This window comes from Cohnella mopanensis (assembly GCF_022352055.1).
In the GTDB taxonomy this organism is placed as follows: domain Bacteria; phylum Bacillota; class Bacilli; order Paenibacillales; family Paenibacillaceae; genus Cohnella; species Cohnella mopanensis.
On the sequence record NZ_JAKRWM010000008.1, the window covers coordinates 25,904 to 46,564 of the forward strand.

Sequence of the window (20,661 nt, forward strand, 5' to 3'; positions counted from 1 at the left end):
CCTCCTCCCTCAAAATTGAAAATCAAACTTCAGCCCGGACGCCGTGATCGGGCGGAAATCAACCGCCAAACCGATTTCGGACAGCGGCGTGTCGGGTCGTTCGGCAAGCATCGCGAGCAGTTTGCGGTAGTCTTCGGCAATCGTTGCCGCCGTTTCCGGACGGAACAGAGAACTGGCATAGGTGACCCACAATAACATGCCCCCCTCGTTCTCCCAAGCTTGGAAGACAAGATCGAAGCGCGATCGTTTTTCTTTAAGAATCACAGGGAGCCAATGCGACGTTCCGATTACAGACGGCACGGAGTCCAGATTTTGCAGCACGAACATCGTGTCGAACAGCGGGTTTCGCGCGGCATTCCTTGCTTTCTGCTTACGAGCCAGCAATTCGAACGGGTAATCCGAGTGTTCGTAATCCTCCAGCACTCTTCTCTTCACCTGATCGGCGAATTCGCGGAACGTCAATGTCCCATCAACGCGATTGCGGTGGGCAAGCGTATGAACGAACATTCCGACCATCCCCATAGCGTCGGGATGGTTCCTTCCGGCATGAAGCGAGCCGACAACGCCGTCCTCGGAGCCGGTCAGCTTCGACAAAAGAGTATAATAGGCGGTCAGCATCGTCATGTGCACCGTAGCTTGGCAAGCGTTCGAAAGTTCTCTAATGTTTGCGGCCATCTCGCAATCCCATTGAATCGCTATCGTGTCGCCATCGGGACGACGAACGGACGGACGGGGATAATCGGTCGGCAAATCCGCCGTGCCTCCGTAATCGGAGAAGCGGCTTGACCAGAAACGCTCATTATCTTCATTGACTTCCCTATCTTTCAGCCATTCACAATAGTCTTTATAGTGCAAGGAAAGCGGTTCAAGCGGCTTCTCCGATAGAATTGCGTTCAGGTCATGAAGAAGAACGCCAAGGGAAAGTCCGTCGGCAATAATGTGGTGAAGCTGCAGAAACAACCGCGTGGAACCGTCGTTCTCCTCGATCCAAGCGACCCGGAGCAGCGGGGGTTTGGACAAGTCGAACGGCTTGATTAGCCGTTCGGCCAATTGCTCAGGCGTTTCCCCATCCCCTGCAACCCACACGATGCGGAAATCCTGCACCGATGTCACGATCTGAGCCGGTTCGTTGCCTTCCCAGCCGAACGAAGTGCGCAGCGGTTCGTGACGTTCGATCAGTTTGCGGAATGCCGCCTCCAACTCTAATAAATCCGGTGCCGGCTCCAGTTGAAATAAGAAAGGCAGCACATAGAGCTTACTGTCGGAGCTCGAGCTTTCCGCAATGAAGACTCGGCTTTGCGCGGGCGAAAGCCGATAGCCGGCTTTCATAGGTGCTCGAAGAATAGCGGTCAATCGGTTTAGACGACCGTTATCCTTAATCCATTCCGTCATTGCCGTGAGCTTGGAATGACGGAATATCATTTCGATCGGCATGTTCGCGCCGAATGCTCCGTAGATTTCCGCCGCAAGCTTGGCCGCTTTCATGGAATGGCCTCCAAGCATGAAGAAATCGTCTTCCCTGCCAACGCGTTCCAAGCCAAGAACCGTCCGCCAAATGTCGGCAAGTTCCTTCTCGGTCTCGTCGCGGAACGCATGCTCGTCCAACAAAGTCTGATTCGCAAGCCAGGCCTTCGGTTCCGGTAAAGCCGCAAAATCAGGTTTGCCGTTGGAGGTCAACGGAATTACGGAGAGCTTAATCAGAAACGCAGGTATCATGTAACCCGGAAGGCTATTCGCAAGCCGGTCTCGAAGCTGCGCCGATTCGTCCTCGTCGATGCAGTCTGAAGTATAATAGGCGACTAGCGCCGGTTCTTCCTGCGGATCAGGCTTCACCGTGACAACGGCATCCTTCACGCCTTCTAGTCCTAGCAATACATGCCGTACTTCCTCCGTCTCGATCCGGTACCCGCGGATTTTGACTTGGCGGTCTATTCTGCCAAGGAATATGAGATTGCCGTCCTCTCCCCATTTGGCCAAGTCGCCCGTGCGATACGCCCGCGTACCTTCGCGCAGCAAAGACACGAACTTCTGCTCGGTCATCTCTTCCTTGTTCCAGTACCCTCTCGCAAGTCCGATTCCGGAGACGAGCAGCTCGCCGGGGATGCCGGAAGGTAGCGTCTGATAACATCCATTGACGACTCGGATTTGCGTATTAGGCAATGGCTTGCCGACAGGGACGGAAGCCGTCGATCCGGTATCGTCCGGCTTCCCGGACCATGCCGAAGCGCATACGGTTGTTTCCGTCGGACCGTAGGCGTTCAAGTATTCGTCGACATGCTCGATCCATAACGTCAATAAGTCGCGACTCGATTCGGAACCTGCGGTAATCAGCAAACGCAATTTGTTCCAGTTCTCGGGAGACAGCTTATCCGCATACGTCGGCGGCAGCGTGGCGACCGTAATCCCGCTGTTCGCTGCCCATTCCTCGAAGCGCGAAGGCTTGCCGATAATCTCCGCCGTAGCAATATGCAACTGCGCGCCTGTAAGTAGCGCCATGGCTATTTCCCAGATGGAAGCGTCGAACGAGGCGCTGGCGAATTGCAGTACACGGTCGGCTTCTCCGACGCGAAACGCGGAGATAAAGTAATGGCGTAAATTCAGGATGCCTCGATGCTCGACCATTACGCCTTTAGGAACACCGGTCGAACCGGATGTATAGAGCAGATAAGCCAGATCGTCCGGACGCGACTGCGGAATTTTACGGATAACGTTTTCCATATCGCCACTCAGAAACAAAGATTCATCGTAATGAATCCTTCTGCCGCTGAACTCATGGCTAGCTTCATTATCTTTCCGTAAGATCAATGCCGACGCTTGGCTGTCCTTAAGCATGTAAGCGATGCGCTTGGCCGGATAGTCCGGGTCGATGGGAATATAGACGGCTCCGGATTTCAGTACGGCGAGCAACGAGACGATCCAAGCCGGAGAACGTTCCAACATGACGGCTACGCGATCTCCGTTTCGGACTCCCCATTCAAGTAAACGCAGCGCCAATTCATCCGATCTGGCGTTAAGCTCGCCATAACTTAATGATTCGCTTCCGCAGATGACGGCAATCGCATCCGGTTGGTCCGTCGCGACTAAAGCGAACATGCCGTGTATCGTTTCTTCCGACGCGAATACGGATGAGGTGTCGTTTAGGATCGCTTGACGAGCTACTTCCGCGTGCGAGCGCAGCTCAAAAGCGACCAGCTTGCGATCAGGTTCATCGACAGCCTGCTCCAGTACGGCGATGTAGCTGTCGGCGACCGTGTCGACGAGGTGTCTGCTATATAGTCCGGAGTCATAGTCGATGACGAGGCTCCGTTCCCCTTCGTTGTTCGCCATGATCCGGCACTCCATTAAGGTATCGTTCGTCTCCCCGAACGTTGTCTTTAATTCCCACCCTTCTACGTTAAAATAGTGAAATCTGAATCGTTCAAATCCGACGGGTAACGCCGAAGCTTCCGTTCGAGATATCCAATAGGCAATATGTTTATTGTTTTCCTTGATCGTCTTCAGTAGATAAGCAAGCATGTCCTTGAAACTTGTCTGCTTATCCAGCGTTTCGAAGACGATGGGGACATCAATCCTTTCGTTGCTAGTAACCGAGCCGACTAGGCTCGCAGGTAAAGCGATTGCAATTTTGCTTGCCGAATGGGTAAAAGCCAGCAGCACCGTCGCCCAAGTCGCCAGATAAAAAACCATCCGCAAATCTTCCCGTCCGTTGCAAATCTTATCCATCATTGCGACAAGGTGCTCCGGAACGCGAATCTCGACCTGCCGCTTCTCACCAGACTTGCCGTAAATGTCCGGCTGCAATGGAGGTTCGCCTTCCCACCCCCTCATGACGCCGGACCAGTAAGTATCGGCTAGACGCTCGAAAGATCGCTCGATTAAATTTCGGGGTGACACGAAAGCATCATCTCCTTATTGAAGATCTGATCCTATGAATCTCTCTTTCAATGTTTCACCACCGTTCGACAATTTTCAACTCAATCTACCATTAATAGAAATTAATGTATGTTTTAATCATAACGAGTTATTCTAGAATTGGTCAACAGCGACTTTTGTATAAGAAAGTCGTAAACTGGCGAGTGATGCTTGAAGTTGCTAGTTCTTTGTTTGACATAGACAAAAACCGCGGAGCAGTAGCCTTCGCGGTTTTATCATGCGATGAGTCTATTTAATTTTTAAGTCTGCAAAGAAGTTAGATCACCGAATTTATTCGCGAATTCTGCTACGCCTTCCATAAGGCCTTCCCAAACGGTTGATACATAGTTTTCTATCGAAAAATGGTTAGCTTGGTTACTTGCCATGAACCGATCTATTTCTTTAATGATTTCTTGGTATTGCTTTTTTCCCATCGTTGAAATGTACTGATACAGCTCTTCGTAGCTGCTAAAGTCGTTCCTGTGTATATAACAAGTTGCCGGGATATAATCTCGAATATTGCTAGCCCCCCAATAAATCGGAACGCAGCCCGCTCGAAAACAATCCAATATTTTTTCAGTGATATACCCGGAAATATCTCGAGAATTTTCATAACAAATCGCGAACTTATAACGCGACAGCGTTTCGATTTTATCGATCGCGACTCCCTTATAACAAGGGTTGAAGTCCGATTCCCATCCATGGCCGAAATAATGAAAATCATTCGGTTGATTTTCCGTAAACCATTTAATAGCCTCCTTGCGTTTGCTATATAGCTCCAGATGGCATTCGGAAGTTCTGTTGCTTGAAATAAGGGTACATAGGTTTATTTTCCGTCGGTCCCGAATCTGCGGCATAATGTTCAAGCAGAAAGGGTTAAATTTAATATATTTACGTTGGGATGAGTTAGAATTAAGCCCGATATAATAATCATGTTGGGTAAAAACCTTTACAAACCGTTGGTGTTTGGACAGGTCATGCGATTGCGCATAGACGACCACCGGTTCATAATTATACAGAAACATTGGCTTCTTATTCTCTATCGCATATTGATAGTAAGGATCATCCTCTTCCGGAATTTCATGAAAAACAAATGCATCTATTTGGCCAATAGCAAACTCGGTGACCCGTCCCAGCTTTACCCCATAACCTCTAGCATGATTTTTCAAATGAACCATGGGAAGCCATACGTTATCGCCGAAATGCAACTCAGACGACTCTTCGACGAAAAAGTATTGGCTCTCATAGGGCCAAATACTATGAAAAGCAATATTCATTATCTCCCTCCTCATTCTTCAGCTGTAATCGCGAAAATAAACATATAAGGGTTATCCGGGAGACGAATCGAATGCAGCTTTTTGTTAGGGTCAATTAAAAGACGCTGAATCCAGATCCCGCGCATGGCTTGTATTTTAATTCCATTTTCATAGTAGTAGGGAATCATCATTGCGACTTGTTCGGAATGTTTCAATCCGTTTCCAGCCTCCGTTCGACTATACCAATCGGATAGACCGAACTCTTTGTCTTCGCTCGAACCATCCTCGTAATGAATCCAAACCCTATCCGAGTAATCGCCATACAGAGAGAATCCCGCAACGTAGATCTGCCTATAACTATTGGGATCAACTTCGATCGTTTGTTCTTCGCAGCAAATATGATCATTCTCAATCGATGAAGTCTTCGGGAATTGGAACGGAATATCGCACCAAGTAACGGTTATCCCATCCGGTAAAATTTCTCCAGGAACGCTGATTCCGCTATGATCGAAGCTTCCGGCAATACCTAACCCAATCCAACTGACTCCTTTGTTATTGAATAGCTTGGATAGATCGACGCATACCTTTTTGTTAGCCATAGACAGGCTCCGTTTCTTTATACGCATTTAATAGGTTATCTATAAATTCAAGGCACTCTTTCTCCAACAATATTATTTTTTCTAACCGTTCCACGTTTTTATCTATTTGAAAATCCTTTGTCAGCTTTGACCTCATGATTCCGTTACGAAACGTCATCCACGTTTGAACCGTGTTATTGATTACGACTATGAAATTCGCATACATCTCTTTAATCGACGATTCCGCTATTTCGTTATGAACATAGTAAATAAACTCCAAGAAAGTATCTCTTGCGCTAATCACTTGAAAAATACCCGCCCACCATTTATCATAATCAAAATCGCTTTCATTATAGGAAATAATATCCATTTTTAGTCTCTCTACTCCGAGAAGCCCAGTTAAACCATGATCATACTGTTCCCCCGCCATATTCGATCTGCACAATTTCAGTTGGTCCACGAGTAAGCTATTCGTGCCGATAAATATCGGTTTACTAAAGACACTGTGCATTCTATTGCCTTTTTTCCATGCGAGATCCAGGATTCTGAGCGGTATCCAGCCCGAATATTCCGGAAACCAATCTACAACGTGGGCTTCGCCTTTCTCCGCGCAGTATCCATCTACAATGACCATATGGATTGAACTCGTATGCGTATAATTGGGATGCCACGGAAGTTCGATGGCATCAGCGGAGATTATAAAGCACTCTTCATCCCACTGTACTTTGGACATGAATTGTATAAGATGTCTGAACTCTGGGACAAAGGTGTCCGTAACGCCATAAATCTTCGTAAGATTAACATCTCTTGGGCAATCTCCCATCCAAGCCGAAAATTCATTCCCATAAGCATAGTAAAAGCCCCAATTGTCGGAAAACAACCATTGGTAGGGAAAATCATATTTGGAGATAAACGACGCTAACAAATATTCGTAGCAGTTCAAACTATTTTTGCGAGGATGATAGACAACCGGTTTTTTCATATCATTTTTCGCAATCTCCTCCACTATCTAAACCCCTTTCATCGTTTGATTTCCATTAATATACTATTTTCAAAATCAACATAGCATAATAATTAAATCGCTTATATATCTCATTTGTTACTTATATAGCACTATTGTTACCTTTACTTTCCGATCGCTCTCCTAGCCGCTATATGCGCTATCTTGTGCAGAGCGTTATTCTTTTTGTGCTTGCTCAAATACCTCACGCTTACAGCGATTTCGGGATAGTTGATTTTTAGCTCGTCAAGGGTTGCCGCGATTTGATTTATTATTTCTTCGTAATAAGGCTTCGGGTATTTTTGCTTTAGGAGTAGGCGAGCTATGTAACGACAATCCGTAAGTACATTGGCGATTCGGGGACGATGTTCCGGCAAAGCTCTTCTGAGAATATCGAGACTGTAACGGATCGCTAGCAACTCTCCATATACGGAATCGCCGATAGGCTCGAATACTATTTTCTCAGCGGAAACTTGAATGGTTCTGTTATACACCAGACAGCAAGCAATACCGCCATCTTCACGCTTCTCGTGGCCTGAGAAATCGCAATATAAACAAATCATGCCTTTGTTTAGAATGTTCTGTCTAAGACTAGGAGAAGCATATGCCTGCTTGATCAAATGATGTGAGGTAAAGTTCATGCTTTATCTCCTTACGAATGGATTTTGAATAAAAAGAAGGAGCCCATAATAGGCTCCCCCTTTCGACGGTGGTTGATTGTTGAGTCTCAGTCATCACACTTCGCAATAATGGATCACTTGGGTAATTCCTGTGTTCAGAGATACTCTGCAGCACAACCCCTCGCTTCCTAGGCTAAGTGATTAAATCAGTTCCTCCTGCAGCCCTTGCACCAATTGGCCCAATGGAACCACACCTCTCTTACACCGTCCTTATTATTTTGCATTACGCGCGCCATAATTATTCATTTGTCCTTCTGGGCGATCATTTTCAGAAGAACGGTTAAGGCTTCTGCTCTTGTTGTCTTGGCTTTCGGATCGAATTGATTGGATCCTTTGCCTTCGATATAGCCCATTTTCTTAATCGCAGCTACTGCCCCTTTAGCCCATTTCGGAATGTCTTTGTCATCGTTGAAGTCGGTTGACGTGTTCGTTAACAAATCGAGACCCGATGCTTTGGCAACCATCATGGCCATCTCGGCGCGAGTAAGTTCCGCATCCGGGCGGAACGTCCCATCGTCATAACCTTTAATATATCCGGCTTGCACTGCTTGTGCCACAGCGCCTCTCGCCCATGCCCCGATTTTATCCGCATCCGAGAAGGAGAGTGCTTTTCCCGATACTTGCACCTTTAACGTCTTCATCAGCATGACCGTAAATTCCGCTCGCGTCATCGCGTTATTCGGCTTAAACGATCCATCCGAGTAGCCGTTCACGATTCCGCTATCTTGCGCTTGCTTGATCGTAGCCTCAGCCCAATGACCGGTAATGTCGTTTAAGATCACCGTTGGTTTCTTGTCTGGTGTCGGTACTTCCTTCGATTGATTCACTGCGAATACGGCAAACTTCGTGAAGTGATTAACCATTACAGTTATTTGGTTTCCGCTTATTATGCCGCCGGGCACTTCCACCCAGCTTTTCTTCCCTTCGTCATAGTAGACAACAACAGCCGTTTGATTCTTCTTCAATTGGCTCGGATCAAACGTGAGGGTAAGCATGACCGGTTTAGTAAAATTGTCCGTGAAGTTTTTAAGCAGCTCATAGATCGTGCTGATTAGCACATCATCTTTCGTAAGAAGCTTTTGCGGGTCCGTCACTTTTTCGATCGTTACTTTTAACTCTTTCAGGGTAGCGTTAGCGGGGATCGATAGGCTAATTTCGTTCCCCAAACTAACGTCTCCTGCTTTACCTGACTGGAGCGTTAATCGGCCGTCCGTGGAGCTCGCCGAAGATGAGCCACCACCGCCTCCGCCTCCCGTGTTGATTGGTTGGATCGTTGCCGCTGCTCTTGTTACCGTTACATTGTAAATGTCCGTAGTCGTACCATCTTGAGCAGTGACATGGACAGTAATCTTGTTATCTCCCACCGCCAGCGGTTTGGAACCGAGATCAGATCCCGTTATGACGGCCTGCGGATCTGACGTCGTTGCCGCGACGATCGTGTGGGTCACATTGTTGGCTACGTTAGCCGTATATACCAAAATCGTTCCGTTAAAAGCAGGATTGAGCGTTACGCCGCTTAAGGTAAGAGTACTTAGACTCGCATTCGTACTCAACGAACTTATTCTATCCGAGCTTACCGTCAACGTTCGTGGATCCGATGCCGGTTCCGTGGCTGTTGCCGTTACGCGAACAGAAATCGTATCTCCCGCAATGACGCTAATATTATCGACTTCCGAGCTTGTAATCGGAAGATAAGAACCGTCGTTAACGGAATACTCCATTCCGTCCGCAACGTGAATCAACTTCGTTGTGCCGAAGTTCGTTCCTTTGTGCAAACCCGTAAACGTCCATAATCGAGGATATTGACCAGGCAGCATATACCACTCCGAAATGAAGTCCCAACCGACGAATGTCGCTTTGTTTTTCATATCCGCAGTCGTTTTGCCATCGCCCTTCCCTGTATCCGATTGTTGCGAAGTTTCGCTATCATAGTAACTGCTAACAAATGAAGAACCATTAGAATAACCAGCCAAGCCACCTGAATTATCCGCACCGTTAACTTTTCCGCTAGAGTAGCTGTTATTATTAGTTACGTACAGGCTAGAACCAACCAAGCCAGCCACTTGATTATAACCCGATACGGTTCCTGTACTGTAACTGTTACTAAGAGAACCGAATGTATTTTGACCTATTAAGCCGCCTATCGAGATAAATCCGCTTACTGCTCCTGAAAAGTAATTGTTACTCGTGTTCCCGCTATTATTACCCATTAAGCCACCCACACTATAACTACCACCCACGGTTCCTTTCGCGTAGCTATTCCGAATCGTTCCATAATTATATCCTGCCAGTGCTCCCGTATTTTCCCCGCCGATAATGTTTACGTTTTCCATACATAAATTTTCGACCTTACCGCTAGAACCTATCAAAGCGAATAACCCATTGAAACTTCCCGATCTCCTATCCAACCGTAAATTCGTTATTTTATAACCGTTACCGTCTAATTTTCCTAGAAACGGATCATTGTAATAATGCCCAATCGGTTCCCAGTTCGGGTAACCGCTAAGATCGATATTCGCTGTCAACCTAAAAGTACTTTCCAAATGATCTCTAACATCGTTCAGATCGGCTGCAGTTGCAATCAGATAAGGGTCAATTATCGTCCCTGACCCTGCTCCAGTATACAGCTTAATAATTTCTTGGCTGACGAGAACTTCAGAATAACCGGATGCTTCCACAACGATATCATGAATTCCTTTTGTTAATACTCCCGATAAGATAGTGATGATCCCCGGATCGACTCTGTACTCCGTTCCTTCGACTAACGGATCCCCATCGACGGATACTGCGGTGATCGCGTTACGCCACAAGGTATCGTCGGCGAATGTAAGTTCAATGTCCTTTACCGTGTAATTTTCCGTAGTATCCGCAGTTAGTGTTGGCGGGGTGAATCGGATATCCTTTATCACTATCGGCTGTAGATAAGGAGTGCCTGCGCTATCTACGAATGCCCCTCCATCAATCTTAATGACGTTCTCGGAGCCGACTAACGTTTCATTTAAGTTGATTTCAAGCTTACTAGCCGAAGGCGTGGATGTACTGTTCATAACGGTATCGTTTGTTCCAAGAGCCTCGAAGTTTCCGCCGCTTGTCTTTTTAATCGTTATTTTATTTTTCAAATCTGCAGTCGTGCCCGCTTGCTTGGCATATACGTTAAATGTAACCGATACATTGTTGTTAAGTCCGCTAACCGTAGTCGCTATTGCACCGCTGTCTAGTTGCAAGCTACGGTAATAGCATTTCTTCGCCACTCCGTAAGCGGGGTCTCCACCGAAATAAGTCGATGCGCAAAATATATTATTAGTAGCGATTTTATTTATAAAACCCACAGTAGCTGAAGTATTCGAATCATATCCCCAATAACGGACTTCCATCGTCCCCGAAAAGCTGCAAACACTGTTCTCGTCCGCGCAATAAGTCCACTCGGCGCTACCATCAGGCCCGCTTGCTGATACATCTAACGTTAGCGATGACGAGAACAAAGTAAATAACATTAATCCCACTAACAATCGAACCGTAAACCTTTTCAGTAACACTCGTGGCGAACCTACTAATCTTGAAATCAACATAATCGAACTTCCACTCCCCTTATTCGATATCGCAGACGGAATTGTATCTGTCTTCTTGTAAGATTAGCGTAGCCCAATAAAAGAATAATGAAAGAATGGGCATGCATAAAGAAAAAAACCGCGTCGTATCAAGGCTGCGCGGTTTTTGTCTATTGATGGAAAAATTTAGTTCGGAATTCATCTCATCTCGTCTTGCTCGAACATCGACGCTTCCCGTTCCCGGATGATCCCGCGTATTCTGCCAACGGTGTCGCGGTAAATTTCTCCTTTCTCGTACAGCGCCTGTAATTCGTTCCGTTCAGCTTGAACGGCCACCCAGTGTAGCTCCTTCTTCTGATCATAGTATCGCTTGTCTTGAATTGTTTCTGCCTTCGGAGAACGGACCAATCGATCATGCATGAGATTATAGTGGGCAATCACTTGGATGGCCTCTTGCTCGTTTTCTTTGCAACGCACTTTCTCCAATTCGCTGATCGCGGCTTCGCACGTACGGATTTTAGATTTGCGCAGAACCTCCATATCTGAAGCCGACATCTTGGCAAACGCGACATTCTTGTGTTTAAAGCTAATCTGTAATCGACCGAACAACATTTTGAACAACATTCTCCAAAAGTGAATCCGATTCGCCAATATAAGTTCGACCTGATCAAGCATCTTCAAAAACTGTCGGGCATGCTCATAGCTGATTTGCCGGCTTTCCAACATATCGAGGATGCATTCGCGTTCCTCGGAGAGCGCCAACCGACGCAACTCGGTTTCCTTTTCTTGAGAACTCGGGCCGTTCCTCCATCTCAATCCATGCAACCGGATTTCCTGAATCCATTGTTTATAGTCAGCAATGACGGAGGTAACTGCCGCCTCGTTTTCTTCATCGCTCTCCTGATGAACCGCTCGGATTGCTGCCGTCATCACTTTGATTTGTACTTGTCGATCATGCTTTTCCTGCTCCCTGGTATCGGCCGCTTCCTTCTTCTTAGAAAGTAACGGCAACAGCGCGCTTGCTGCGATCAACGAGAGCAAAATGACCGTCGCCGCTAGAAATATGATCAAATTCCTCTCGGGAAACGGACTTCCGTCATCCAGCACTAGCGGAATGGAAAATGCACCAGCCAGCGTTACCGCGCCGCGCACGCCGGAGAACGAAGTCAGCACAAGCATTCTGAACCCTGGCATGCTTTGCTCCTCTTTGCTCCCGAACAGACGGCTTCCTCTTGTAAATGCGAACGTCCAAGCGAAACGAAGAACGATAAGCATTGCGAATATAAGAACCGCATAACCGATCACATTGTAATTATTGAAAGCAGGATCGGCGAAAATGATGTTCGTCACATGAGGGATTTGCAAGCCCAAAATAACGAAAACGAGACCATTCAGTAGAAATAGTAGGACTGACCAAGTATTGTTCGACACGACATTCAGCTTCATCATCGACGTCTCCACGCGGTCGCGCTCGATCGCATGCACGATGCCTCCCGCAACCGCGGCCAATATTCCGGACATCCCCAGCTCTTCCGCTATCATGTACAGCAGGAAAGGAGTCAAAATTTGTATCAGCATATGCATCGTTACGTCTTCCATCCCCGCCCGTCGAAGAACGACCCGAAGTCCGATTATCAGAAAAGCGATGAACGCTCCGGTCAGCAGACCGCCGATAGAGATGATAAGAAAACTGACCGTAGCGTAGGGAAGCGAGAATACGCCTGTTACGGCGGCGGCAATTGCAAATTTGAATGCCACGAGTCCAGAAGCGTCATTCATTAACGCTTCGCCTTCGAGTAATCGCATTAACCTCTTTGGCATATGTATTCTGCCCGCTAACGCGCTTACCGCCACGGCGTCCGTCGGTGACAATATGGCTGCAAGCCCGAATGCCGCAGGTAAAGATATGGACGGAATCATCCAGTGAATCGCATATCCGACTAAGAATACGGTAATGAAAACGAGTCCGACCGCCAGTAACATAATCGGGGCGCGCAGCTTCCACAACTCTTTGCGAGGGGTATGCTTGCCATCGTTATACAGCAACGGAGCGATGAACAAGACGAAGAAGAGCTCAGGTTCCAACTCGAGATGTATCCCTGATGGCACGAGCGCCACGATAATACCTAAACCGATCTGAATGAGCGGCACCGGAACGAACGGAACGAAACGACCGATGACATTGGAAGCACCGATGAGCGTAAGCATTATGAAAACGGCTAGAAATAGTTCCATAGGGCGGCTTCCCTTCTAAGTCATGTTCAATCCTTTATCATCCCCAACCGCCCAAAAACAAACGTTGAAAGTTTCAGCTTCGGAAAAGGATTCGACAAACAAGCCAGCCCCTTGAGGGGCTGGCTTGTTTGTATATGCAACTCATTGTAGGTACTTTATTTGGCCTGGATGTAGCCTTCCGCTTTCAAAAGCTCAGCGATCAGAACGGCACCGCCTGCAGCTCCGCGTAAAGTATTATGCGATAGTCCAACGAATTTGAAATCGTAGATCGAATCTTCGCGCAATCTTCCGACCGAAATTCCCATGCCGCGCTCGATGTCTCGATCGAGTCTCGTCTGCGGTCTGTTCTCTTCTTCGAAATAAGTGATGAACTGCTTAGGCGCGCTTGGCAAGCCCAGCTCTTGCGGACGTCCTTTGAATTGCTTCCAACGAGCTAGGATTTCTTCTTTCGAAGGTTTGTTCTCGAACGATACGAAAACCGTAGCTAAGTGTCCGTCCAGGACTGGAACGCGTATACATTGTGTCGTAATGAGCGGTGCGCTTGCTTTCACAATTTGATCATTCTCGATGCTACCCCAGATCCGCAACGGCTCCTGCTCGCTCTTCTCTTCCTCGCCGCCGATGTACGGGATGACGTTGTCTAGCATTTCCGGCCAATCCGTAAAGTTTTTGCCGGCGCCAGAGATCGCTTGATACGTCGATGCGACAACGGTTGTAGGCTTAAAGTCGAGCAAAGCGTTAAGCATCGGCACATAGCTTTGGATGGAGCAGTTAGGCTTAACGGCAATGAAACCGGTCGAAGTGCCCAGACGTTTTCTCTGCGCGGCAATAACATCCAGATGCCCCGGGTTAATTTCCGGAATGACCATAGGGACATCCGGGGTCCAGCGATGTGCCGAGTTGTTGGATACAACGGGTGTGCCTGTTTTGGCGTACGCCTCTTCCAACGCTTTGATCTCCTCTTTCTTCATATCTACCGCGCAAAAAATAAAATCGACTTGGGAAGCGACTTCCTCTACTTTCGAAGCATCCAATACGACGATATTTTTTACGTTTTCCGGGATCGGGTCAGGCAATTTCCATCTTCCTTGAACGGATTGCTCGTAAGTTTTGCCTGCCGAACCGGCACTGGCCGCGATAGTCGTTACTTCAAACCAAGGATGCTGATCCAGCAATTGAACGAAACGCTGGCCAACCATGCCCGTTCCTCCAACAATACCGACTTTCAATTTCTCTGACATCTGATATTCAAATCCTTTCATAATGGCATGATGAGTGGTAACCTAACGAATCAAGCACTTTGAGCTGAAGTACCGTATACATATGTGCGCTGAGTTTTCCTTGGCAACAAAAAAATCCCACCCCCAAGACATTTGTCTTAGGGACGAGATTTGAATACTCGCGGTACCACCCCAGATTCGCTAATACGTCGCCATATTAGCCTCTTCAAGTACGGCATTACAAGGTAATGCTTATACTCTAGCTCTATAACAGGAGCTCCTGGCACACCATCCCCTCTTGAAGAAGTTCCGATGCACAGCTCAGAGTCTTTGTTCGATAAACAATTCTTTACTCCCTTTCAGCATTCAGGAGCTCTCTGTGAAAGAATTCATTTATTTACTCGTCTCTTCATCGCATTTCATATTGCAATAATTTTAACAAATAACGATTCGGAGGTAAACATAATTTTTGCAAATTTACGAACCGAATTATTCGTTATTGTCCATCCATTGGAAGTGAAAGCTTCCCTTCCGATCCAACCGCTCGAACGTATGCGCTCCGAAATAATCCCTCTGCGCTTGAAGCAAGTTAGCAGGCAGCCGCTCCGTGCGATAGCTGTCATAGTAAGCTAACGCCGAAGAGAATGCAGGAACCGGGATCCCTCTGGCTACGGCTATAGAGATGACTTTCCTCCACGCTTCCTGATAATTTCTAACGACTCCGCCGAAATAATCGTCCAGTAATAGGTTGTTCAGTGCCGGATCGCGATCGTAAGCCTCTTTAATATTTTGCAGGAATCTTGCGCGGATAATACATCCCCCGCGGAAGATCATCGCAATGCCGCCATAATTGAGATTCCAACCATACGCTTCGGACGCTGCTCTCATCTGTGCGAAGCCTTGCGCATACGAAGCGATTTTGCTGGCATACAGAGCTTTGCGAACGGCTTCGATGAATTCCGTAGCGTCGCCGTCAAAGCTTGTCGTAGCGGGACCGTCCAGCTTCTTGCTGGCTGCCACTCGCTCCTCTTTCATGGCGGAGATGAACCTTGCGAACACGGATTCCGTAATAATGGACAGTGGAACTCCCAAGTCTAGTGCGCTTTGGCTAGTCCATTTCCCGGTTCCCTTCTGGCCAGCGGAATCCAAGATGACATCCACCATCGGTTTGCCCGTTTCCGGATCGGTTTTCGAGAAGATGTCTGCCGTAATCTCGATCAAATAGCTATCCAGCTCGCCTTTGTTCCATTCGGTGAAAATGTTATGCAGCTCGCTTGTATTTAAGCCCAGGACATCCTTCAACAAGTGATACGCTTCGCCGATAAGCTGCATATCGCCGTATTCAATGCCGTTGTGTACCATTTTGACATAATGGCCGGCGCCGTCTTCGCCGATGTAGGTTGAGCAAGCATCGCCGTTCACTTTGGCTGAAATCGCGGTCAAGATCGGCTCGACGAGTTCATACGCGTCCTTCTGACCGCCCGGCATAATCGCAGGACCGTTCAGCGCGCCCTCTTCGCCGCCGGAAACTCCGGCACCGATAAAGCGAAACCCTTGAGCCTGTAGATCTTTATTTCTTCTTTGCGTATCCGGGAAATAGGCGTTACCGCCGTCGATCAGAATATCCCCTTGGCTAAGATGAGGCACCAACTGATTAATCGTATCATCCGTCGGTTGTCCAGCTTTGACCATTATCAATATTTTACGAGGCGTTTCGAGCGATTGGACGAATTGTTCGACGCTATAGGCACCGACGAAATTTTTACCTTTCGCTTCCTCCAGAAGTTCGTTCGTCTTCTCCGGCGAACGGTTATATACCGCTACGGAGAACCCTTTGCTTTCGATATTCAAGGCGAGGTTCTTCCCCATAACGGCTAAGCCGACGACGCCGATTTGCTGTTTACTCATAGTAGGTTCCTCCCTGTCCTCTCCCGCTTGCTTCTATATATTTCTATATTATTGTACGGCTTTTTTCCAATCGGCTGCGAATTTCTCCATTCCTTGATCCGTAAGCGGATGTTTGGAAATTTGTTCAATAACGGAGAACGGGATCGTTGCGATATGCGCGCCGGCCATAGCTACGCGAGTAACGTGGTCCGGATGGCGAACGGAAGCCGCGATGATCTGGGCATCCAGATTGTGAATGCGGAACAATTCAGCCACTTTGGCTACCAATAGAACGCCGTCTTCGGAAATGTCATCCAAGCGGCCAAGGAACGGAGATACATAAGTTGCGCCTGCACGAGCAGCCAACAACGCTTGGTTCACTGTGAAGATCAACGTTACGTTCGTTTTTACGCCTTTTTTGGTCAAGTAGCGGCACGCTTCCAATCCTGCCAATGTCATAGGCAGCTTGATCGTGATGTTTTTATCGCCATTGTTGATTTTGATCAGTTCATTCGCTTGCGCGATCATCTCTTCCGCTGTTACCGCGTCAGGTGTAACTTCTGCGGAAACCGATTCAACGTCCGGCACTTCACGCAATATTTCCGCGATACGATCTTCGAATTTGACGCCTTCTTTGGCTACCAAAGAAGGATTCGTCGTTACGCCGGACAATACTCCGATTTGATACGCTTTTTTGATGTCCACCAGGTTGGCTGTATCGATAAAAAATTTCATGTGAAAAACCTCCAATTTATGAGTTGATTTTGAGTTGATTTATGAGTTACTTCAGTAATTCTTTCGTTAAACGAACGACGTTGTCGACGGAAAATCCGAAGTATTCCATAACGGCATTTCCCGAGCCCGATGCGCCGAACGTATCAATCGACAGGACTTTTCCGGCTGCTCCCGTATAGCGTTCCCAACCTAACGAAATTCCGGCTTCTATCGCGATTCGTTTCGATACGGAATCCGGGAGAACGCTCTGTTGATATGCTGCGGATTGGCGATTAAACAATTCTCTGCTCGGCATTGCGACGACGCGTACCGATACGTTATCCTTCTCAAGCTCCGCCTTTGCATTCACGGCTAGAGAAACCTCTGAACCGGTACCGATTAGAATAACGTCCGGTTGCGCGTTCGTTTCCGTCAAGACGTAAGCCCCTTTTGCAACTTCGTCCTTGTTTGCTTTGGTCGCTTCGTAGATCGGCAGATTCTGTCTGCTCAATACGAGAGCTACCGGACCTTCTTGTTGCTCCAAAGCATAAGCCCATGCGCTTGCCGTTTCGTTGGCGTCGGAAGGTCTAATGACCGTAAGCCCCGGGATAGTGCGGAGCGCGGCCAAGTGCTCAACCGGCTCGTGCGTAGGGCCATCTTCTCCGACGGCAATGGAATCATGAGTAAACACATAAGTCACGGGCAACTTCTGCAACGCTGCCAAACGGATGGACGGGCGCAAATAATCGCAGAATACGAAGAAAGTGCTAACGAAAGGTTTAACTCCGCCATGAAGCGCCATGCCGTTACCGGCCGCACCCATCGCATGCTCGCGGACGCCGAAATAGATGTTACGGCCGGAGTAGGATTCAATGGCAAACGTTTGCTCGCCTTTAATGTCCGTCATCGTCGAATGCGATAAATCGGCGCTGCCACCGAAAATCGACGGGACGGTCTTCACGTAATGATTAATCGCCTCGCCGCTCGCTACGCGAGTCGACACGGTTTTGGAAGCGTCGAACGTCAGGACTTCGCTGGCATCAATAACTACGGAGCCGTCGATCGCTTGGGCAAGCTGTTTCCCTTGCTCTGGATACTGCGACGAATAGGAAGCGAACAATTTGTTCCACTCTTCTTCTTTAGCCGCACCCTTAAGTTTCAGTTGCTCGAAATGCGCTTTAACTTGCTCAGGAACGGTGAAGTCTTCCTCGTAATGCCAACCGTATACTTCTTTGGTAGCTTTGGCTTCGTCTTTACCAAGCGGGTTACCATGCACTTTGTTCGTTCCCGCTGCTTTGCTGCCGAAACCGATGATCGTACGAATTTCGATAAGCGTCGGCTGCGCATCGTTCAGCTTGGCGGCCGCGATCGCTTCGGAAATTTTCGTAATGTCATTGCCGTCTTCTACCCGTAAATATTGCCAGTTCGCCGATTCCGTTCTTTTTTGCATATTTTCGCCGAAGCTCAGGTTTAGAGCTCCATCCAATGAGATGTCGTTGGAATCATACAATACGATTAGCTTGCCCAGCTTCATGTGTCCTGCCATAGACATCGCTTCGTAGGAGATCCCCTCCATCAGACAGCCATCTCCAACAAGCGCATACGTATGATGATCGACGACTGGGAAGCCGTCTTGATTGAATTTCGCGGCCAAATGCGCTTCGGCCATCGCCATTCCGACTGCCATGGCCAGCCCTTGTCCAAGCGGACCCGTTGTTGCGTCTACGCCATCCGTGTGACCATATTCGGGGTGACCTGGCGTTAAGCTATTGAGCTTGCGAAACTGTTTCAAATCCTCGATCGATACCCGATAACCGGACAGATGCAAGAGGCTGTACAGCAAAGCCGAACCGTGTCCCGCCGATAGTACGAAGCGATCGCGGTTGAACCATTTGGCGTTGCCGGGATTATGGTTTAATTGCGCGGACCATAGGGCATAGGCCATCGGTGCGGCTCCCATAGGAAGCCCCGGATGACCGGAATTGGCAGCGTTAATGGCATCAATGGATAAAGTTCGGATCGTGTCGATTGCTAATTGATCAATTGTTTTAGTTTGTGTTGTAGGCATATTGTTCTCCTTCTTTGCTTTGAATTTCTTGCTCAGGCTTGTCATCGAACCACCAATGGTAGCCATCTCTTGCAAGTAACGCGTCGGATTCGGCAGGCCCGTAAGACCCCGCCGCATAAGGATGTAAAGGAACTATATTTTCTTCGAACGCTTCCAAGATCGGTTGAACCCACTGCCAGGACAATTCAACCTCGTCCCAATGCGCGAAGAACGTAGGATCGCCATGCAAAGCATCGTGAATCAAATTCTCGTAAGCTTCGGGAGAATTTTGTTGATTGGCGTGAAGGTCGATATGGATCGGCTTGAACGCCCCGTTATTTCCTGGATCTTTCTCATTCAGTTGAAGCGTTATGCTCTCGTTAGGATTGATCTCGAAGACGAGAAGATTGGGAGCGCTCCCCTCCTCATTCGGCAGAGAAGCTGGCTTCAGCGGTTCTTTGAACTCGACTACGATTCTCGTCGATTTCTCTTTCATCCGTTTACCCGTCCGAATATAGAAGGGAACTCCCCGCCAATAGTTATTGTCGATCAGTAATTTGGCGGCAATGAATGTGTCGTTCATCGAAGATGGCGCGATGCCCGGTTCGGAAGTATAGCCGATGACAGATTTACCCTGCATGCTTCCTTCCGTGTATTGTCCGCGGATAACGCTGGCGCTGACATCTTCTTTTTGCAAGAGCTCGACTGCTTCCATCACCTTTTTCTTCTTGAAGCGCACTTCCTCGGAGGTGCTGTCGTTCGGAAGGTGAATGGCCGCCATCATCAGCAATTGCAGCATATGGTTTTGGAACATGTCCCTTACGGCGCCGACATGATCGTAGTAACCCGCTCTCTCTTCGACTCCGACCGATTCATTCGCCGTAATCTGCACGTTAGCAATATAACGGTTGGTCCATAAAGCCTGAATGACCGGATTAGCCTGTTGCAGCGATTCGAGCCTCTGCACCATCGGCTTGCCGAGGTAGTGATCGATACGGAAAATTTCTTGTTCCGTAAAGGCTTTGCTTAGCTTCTGATTGAGATCCCGGGCCGATTGCAAATCATGGCCGAAAGGTTTCTCGATGACGAGACGTTTCCAACCGTTCGCTGATCCGAGACCGCTATCCTGGATGTTGGCTGCGATCGTCTCGAAGTACTCAGGCCCGACCGATAAGTAGAACAGCCGATTCGGCGTCATGTTTAGCTTATCTTCCCGCTTCCGGATTAGATCCAAAAGCTTCAGGTAATCGTCTTTACGATCGATATTAAGTACGCTGTACCGGAATGCGCCGACAAATTGTTTAACCTTCTCGGCATCTTCCGCATCGCGTCTGGAAAACTGCTGGAGAGATTGTTCGACGTTAGCCTGAAAGGATTCATCGGTCCATTCTCTTCTTCCCAGACCGATCAAGGAGAAAGCTTGCGGCAGCTTGCCGTCGATGAATAAATTATATAAGGCAGGGTATATTTTTCTTTTAGCTAAATCCCCAGTTGCTCCGAACAAGACAATAGTAGCGGATTCCATCTTCCTTCTCCTTTCGGATGAGCTTATAGAAATAGAAGCTCTGGTTTCTTTTTCTTAAT

The 20,661-nt window shown here is 48.0% G+C and carries 12 protein-coding genes and 1 other annotated feature; all 12 genes read right to left on the reverse strand.

Annotated features, from left to right (window positions below):
- Positions 1-9 precede the first annotated feature (9 nt).
- Entirely contained in the window at positions 10-3,894 is a 3,885-nt protein-coding gene (locus L3D05_RS13070) for a non-ribosomal peptide synthetase (protein ID WP_239616499.1), read from the reverse strand.
- A 278-nt stretch (positions 3,895-4,172) separates the two neighbouring features.
- Positions 4,173-5,189, reverse strand: a complete 1,017-nt coding sequence (locus L3D05_RS13075) for a glycosyltransferase family 10 domain-containing protein (RefSeq protein WP_239616500.1) — start codon at positions 5,187-5,189, stop codon at positions 4,173-4,175.
- 11 nt (positions 5,190-5,200) lie between these two features.
- Entirely contained in the window at positions 5,201-5,767 is a 567-nt protein-coding gene (locus tag L3D05_RS13080) for a beta-sandwich domain-containing protein (RefSeq protein ID WP_239616501.1), read from the reverse strand.
- A complete protein-coding gene (locus L3D05_RS13085) occupies positions 5,760-6,728 on the reverse strand; it encodes a hypothetical protein (RefSeq protein ID WP_239616502.1) in 969 nt (322 codons plus the stop codon). Before L3D05_RS13085 ends, L3D05_RS13080 begins: the two co-directional genes overlap by 8 nt.
- A 143-nt stretch (positions 6,729-6,871) precedes the next feature.
- Positions 6,872-7,387 carry a hypothetical protein gene (locus tag L3D05_RS13090; RefSeq protein WP_239616503.1) on the reverse strand — a complete coding sequence of 172 codons (516 nt, stop codon included), beginning with the start codon at positions 7,385-7,387 and terminating at the stop codon, positions 6,872-6,874.
- A gap of 281 nt (positions 7,388-7,668) precedes the next feature.
- Positions 7,669-10,995 carry an S-layer homology domain-containing protein gene (locus tag L3D05_RS13095; protein WP_239616504.1) on the reverse strand — a complete coding sequence of 1,109 codons (3,327 nt, stop codon included), beginning with the start codon at positions 10,993-10,995 and terminating at the stop codon, positions 7,669-7,671.
- Between the two features lie 177 nt (positions 10,996-11,172).
- Positions 11,173-13,209, reverse strand: a complete 2,037-nt coding sequence (locus tag L3D05_RS13100) for a Na+/H+ antiporter (protein ID WP_239616505.1) — start codon at positions 13,207-13,209, stop codon at positions 11,173-11,175.
- A 155-nt stretch (positions 13,210-13,364) separates the two neighbouring features.
- Complete coding sequence (gene asd, locus L3D05_RS13105) at positions 13,365-14,450, reverse strand: aspartate-semialdehyde dehydrogenase (protein ID WP_239616506.1); 1,086 nt, start codon at positions 14,448-14,450, stop codon at positions 13,365-13,367.
- 136 nt (positions 14,451-14,586) lie between these two features.
- Positions 14,587-14,851, reverse strand: a binding site (T-box leader).
- A 67-nt stretch (positions 14,852-14,918) separates the two neighbouring features.
- Positions 14,919-16,337: an NADP-dependent phosphogluconate dehydrogenase gene (gnd, locus tag L3D05_RS13110; protein ID WP_239616507.1), complete on the reverse strand. Its 1,419-nt coding sequence runs from the start codon at positions 16,335-16,337 to the stop codon at positions 14,919-14,921.
- A 48-nt stretch (positions 16,338-16,385) separates the two neighbouring features.
- Positions 16,386-17,051 (reverse strand): fructose-6-phosphate aldolase, encoded by a 666-nt coding sequence (gene fsa / locus L3D05_RS13115; RefSeq protein ID WP_239616508.1) that lies wholly within the window; start codon positions 17,049-17,051, stop codon positions 16,386-16,388.
- Between the two features lie 46 nt (positions 17,052-17,097).
- Entirely contained in the window at positions 17,098-19,098 is a 2,001-nt protein-coding gene (gene tkt / locus L3D05_RS13120; protein WP_239616509.1) for a transketolase, read from the reverse strand.
- Complete coding sequence (zwf, locus tag L3D05_RS13125; RefSeq protein ID WP_239616510.1) at positions 19,079-20,602, reverse strand: glucose-6-phosphate dehydrogenase; 1,524 nt, start codon at positions 20,600-20,602, stop codon at positions 19,079-19,081. The genes tkt and zwf overlap by 20 nt, the downstream gene beginning before the upstream one ends.
- Positions 20,603-20,661: the final 59 nt, after the last annotated feature.

Excerpts from the sequence above, each read along its gene's own strand:
- L3D05_RS13095 (WP_239616504.1), bottom strand. The coding sequence starts at position 10,995 with ATGTTGATTTCAAGATTAGTAGGTTCGCCACGAGTGTTACTGAAAAGG.
- L3D05_RS13080 (WP_239616501.1), bottom strand. The coding sequence starts at position 5,767 with ATGGCTAACAAAAAGGTATGCGTCGATCTATCCAAGCTATTCAATAAC.
- asd (WP_239616506.1), bottom strand. The coding sequence starts at position 14,450 with ATGTCAGAGAAATTGAAAGTCGGTATTGTTGGAGGAACGGGCATGGTT.
- gnd (WP_239616507.1), bottom strand. The coding sequence starts at position 16,337 with ATGAGTAAACAGCAAATCGGCGTCGTCGGCTTAGCCGTTATGGGGAAG.
- fsa (WP_239616508.1), bottom strand. The coding sequence starts at position 17,051 with ATGAAATTTTTTATCGATACAGCCAACCTGGTGGACATCAAAAAAGCG.
- L3D05_RS13090 (WP_239616503.1), bottom strand. The coding sequence starts at position 7,387 with ATGAACTTTACCTCACATCATTTGATCAAGCAGGCATATGCTTCTCCT.
- L3D05_RS13100 (WP_239616505.1), bottom strand. The coding sequence starts at position 13,209 with ATGGAACTATTTCTAGCCGTTTTCATAATGCTTACGCTCATCGGTGCT.
- L3D05_RS13085 (WP_239616502.1), bottom strand. The coding sequence starts at position 6,728 with ATGAAAAAACCGGTTGTCTATCATCCTCGCAAAAATAGTTTGAACTGC.
- zwf (WP_239616510.1), bottom strand. The coding sequence starts at position 20,602 with ATGGAATCCGCTACTATTGTCTTGTTCGGAGCAACTGGGGATTTAGCT.
- L3D05_RS13075 (WP_239616500.1), bottom strand. The coding sequence starts at position 5,189 with ATGAATATTGCTTTTCATAGTATTTGGCCCTATGAGAGCCAATACTTT.
- tkt (WP_239616509.1), bottom strand. The coding sequence starts at position 19,098 with ATGCCTACAACACAAACTAAAACAATTGATCAATTAGCAATCGACACG.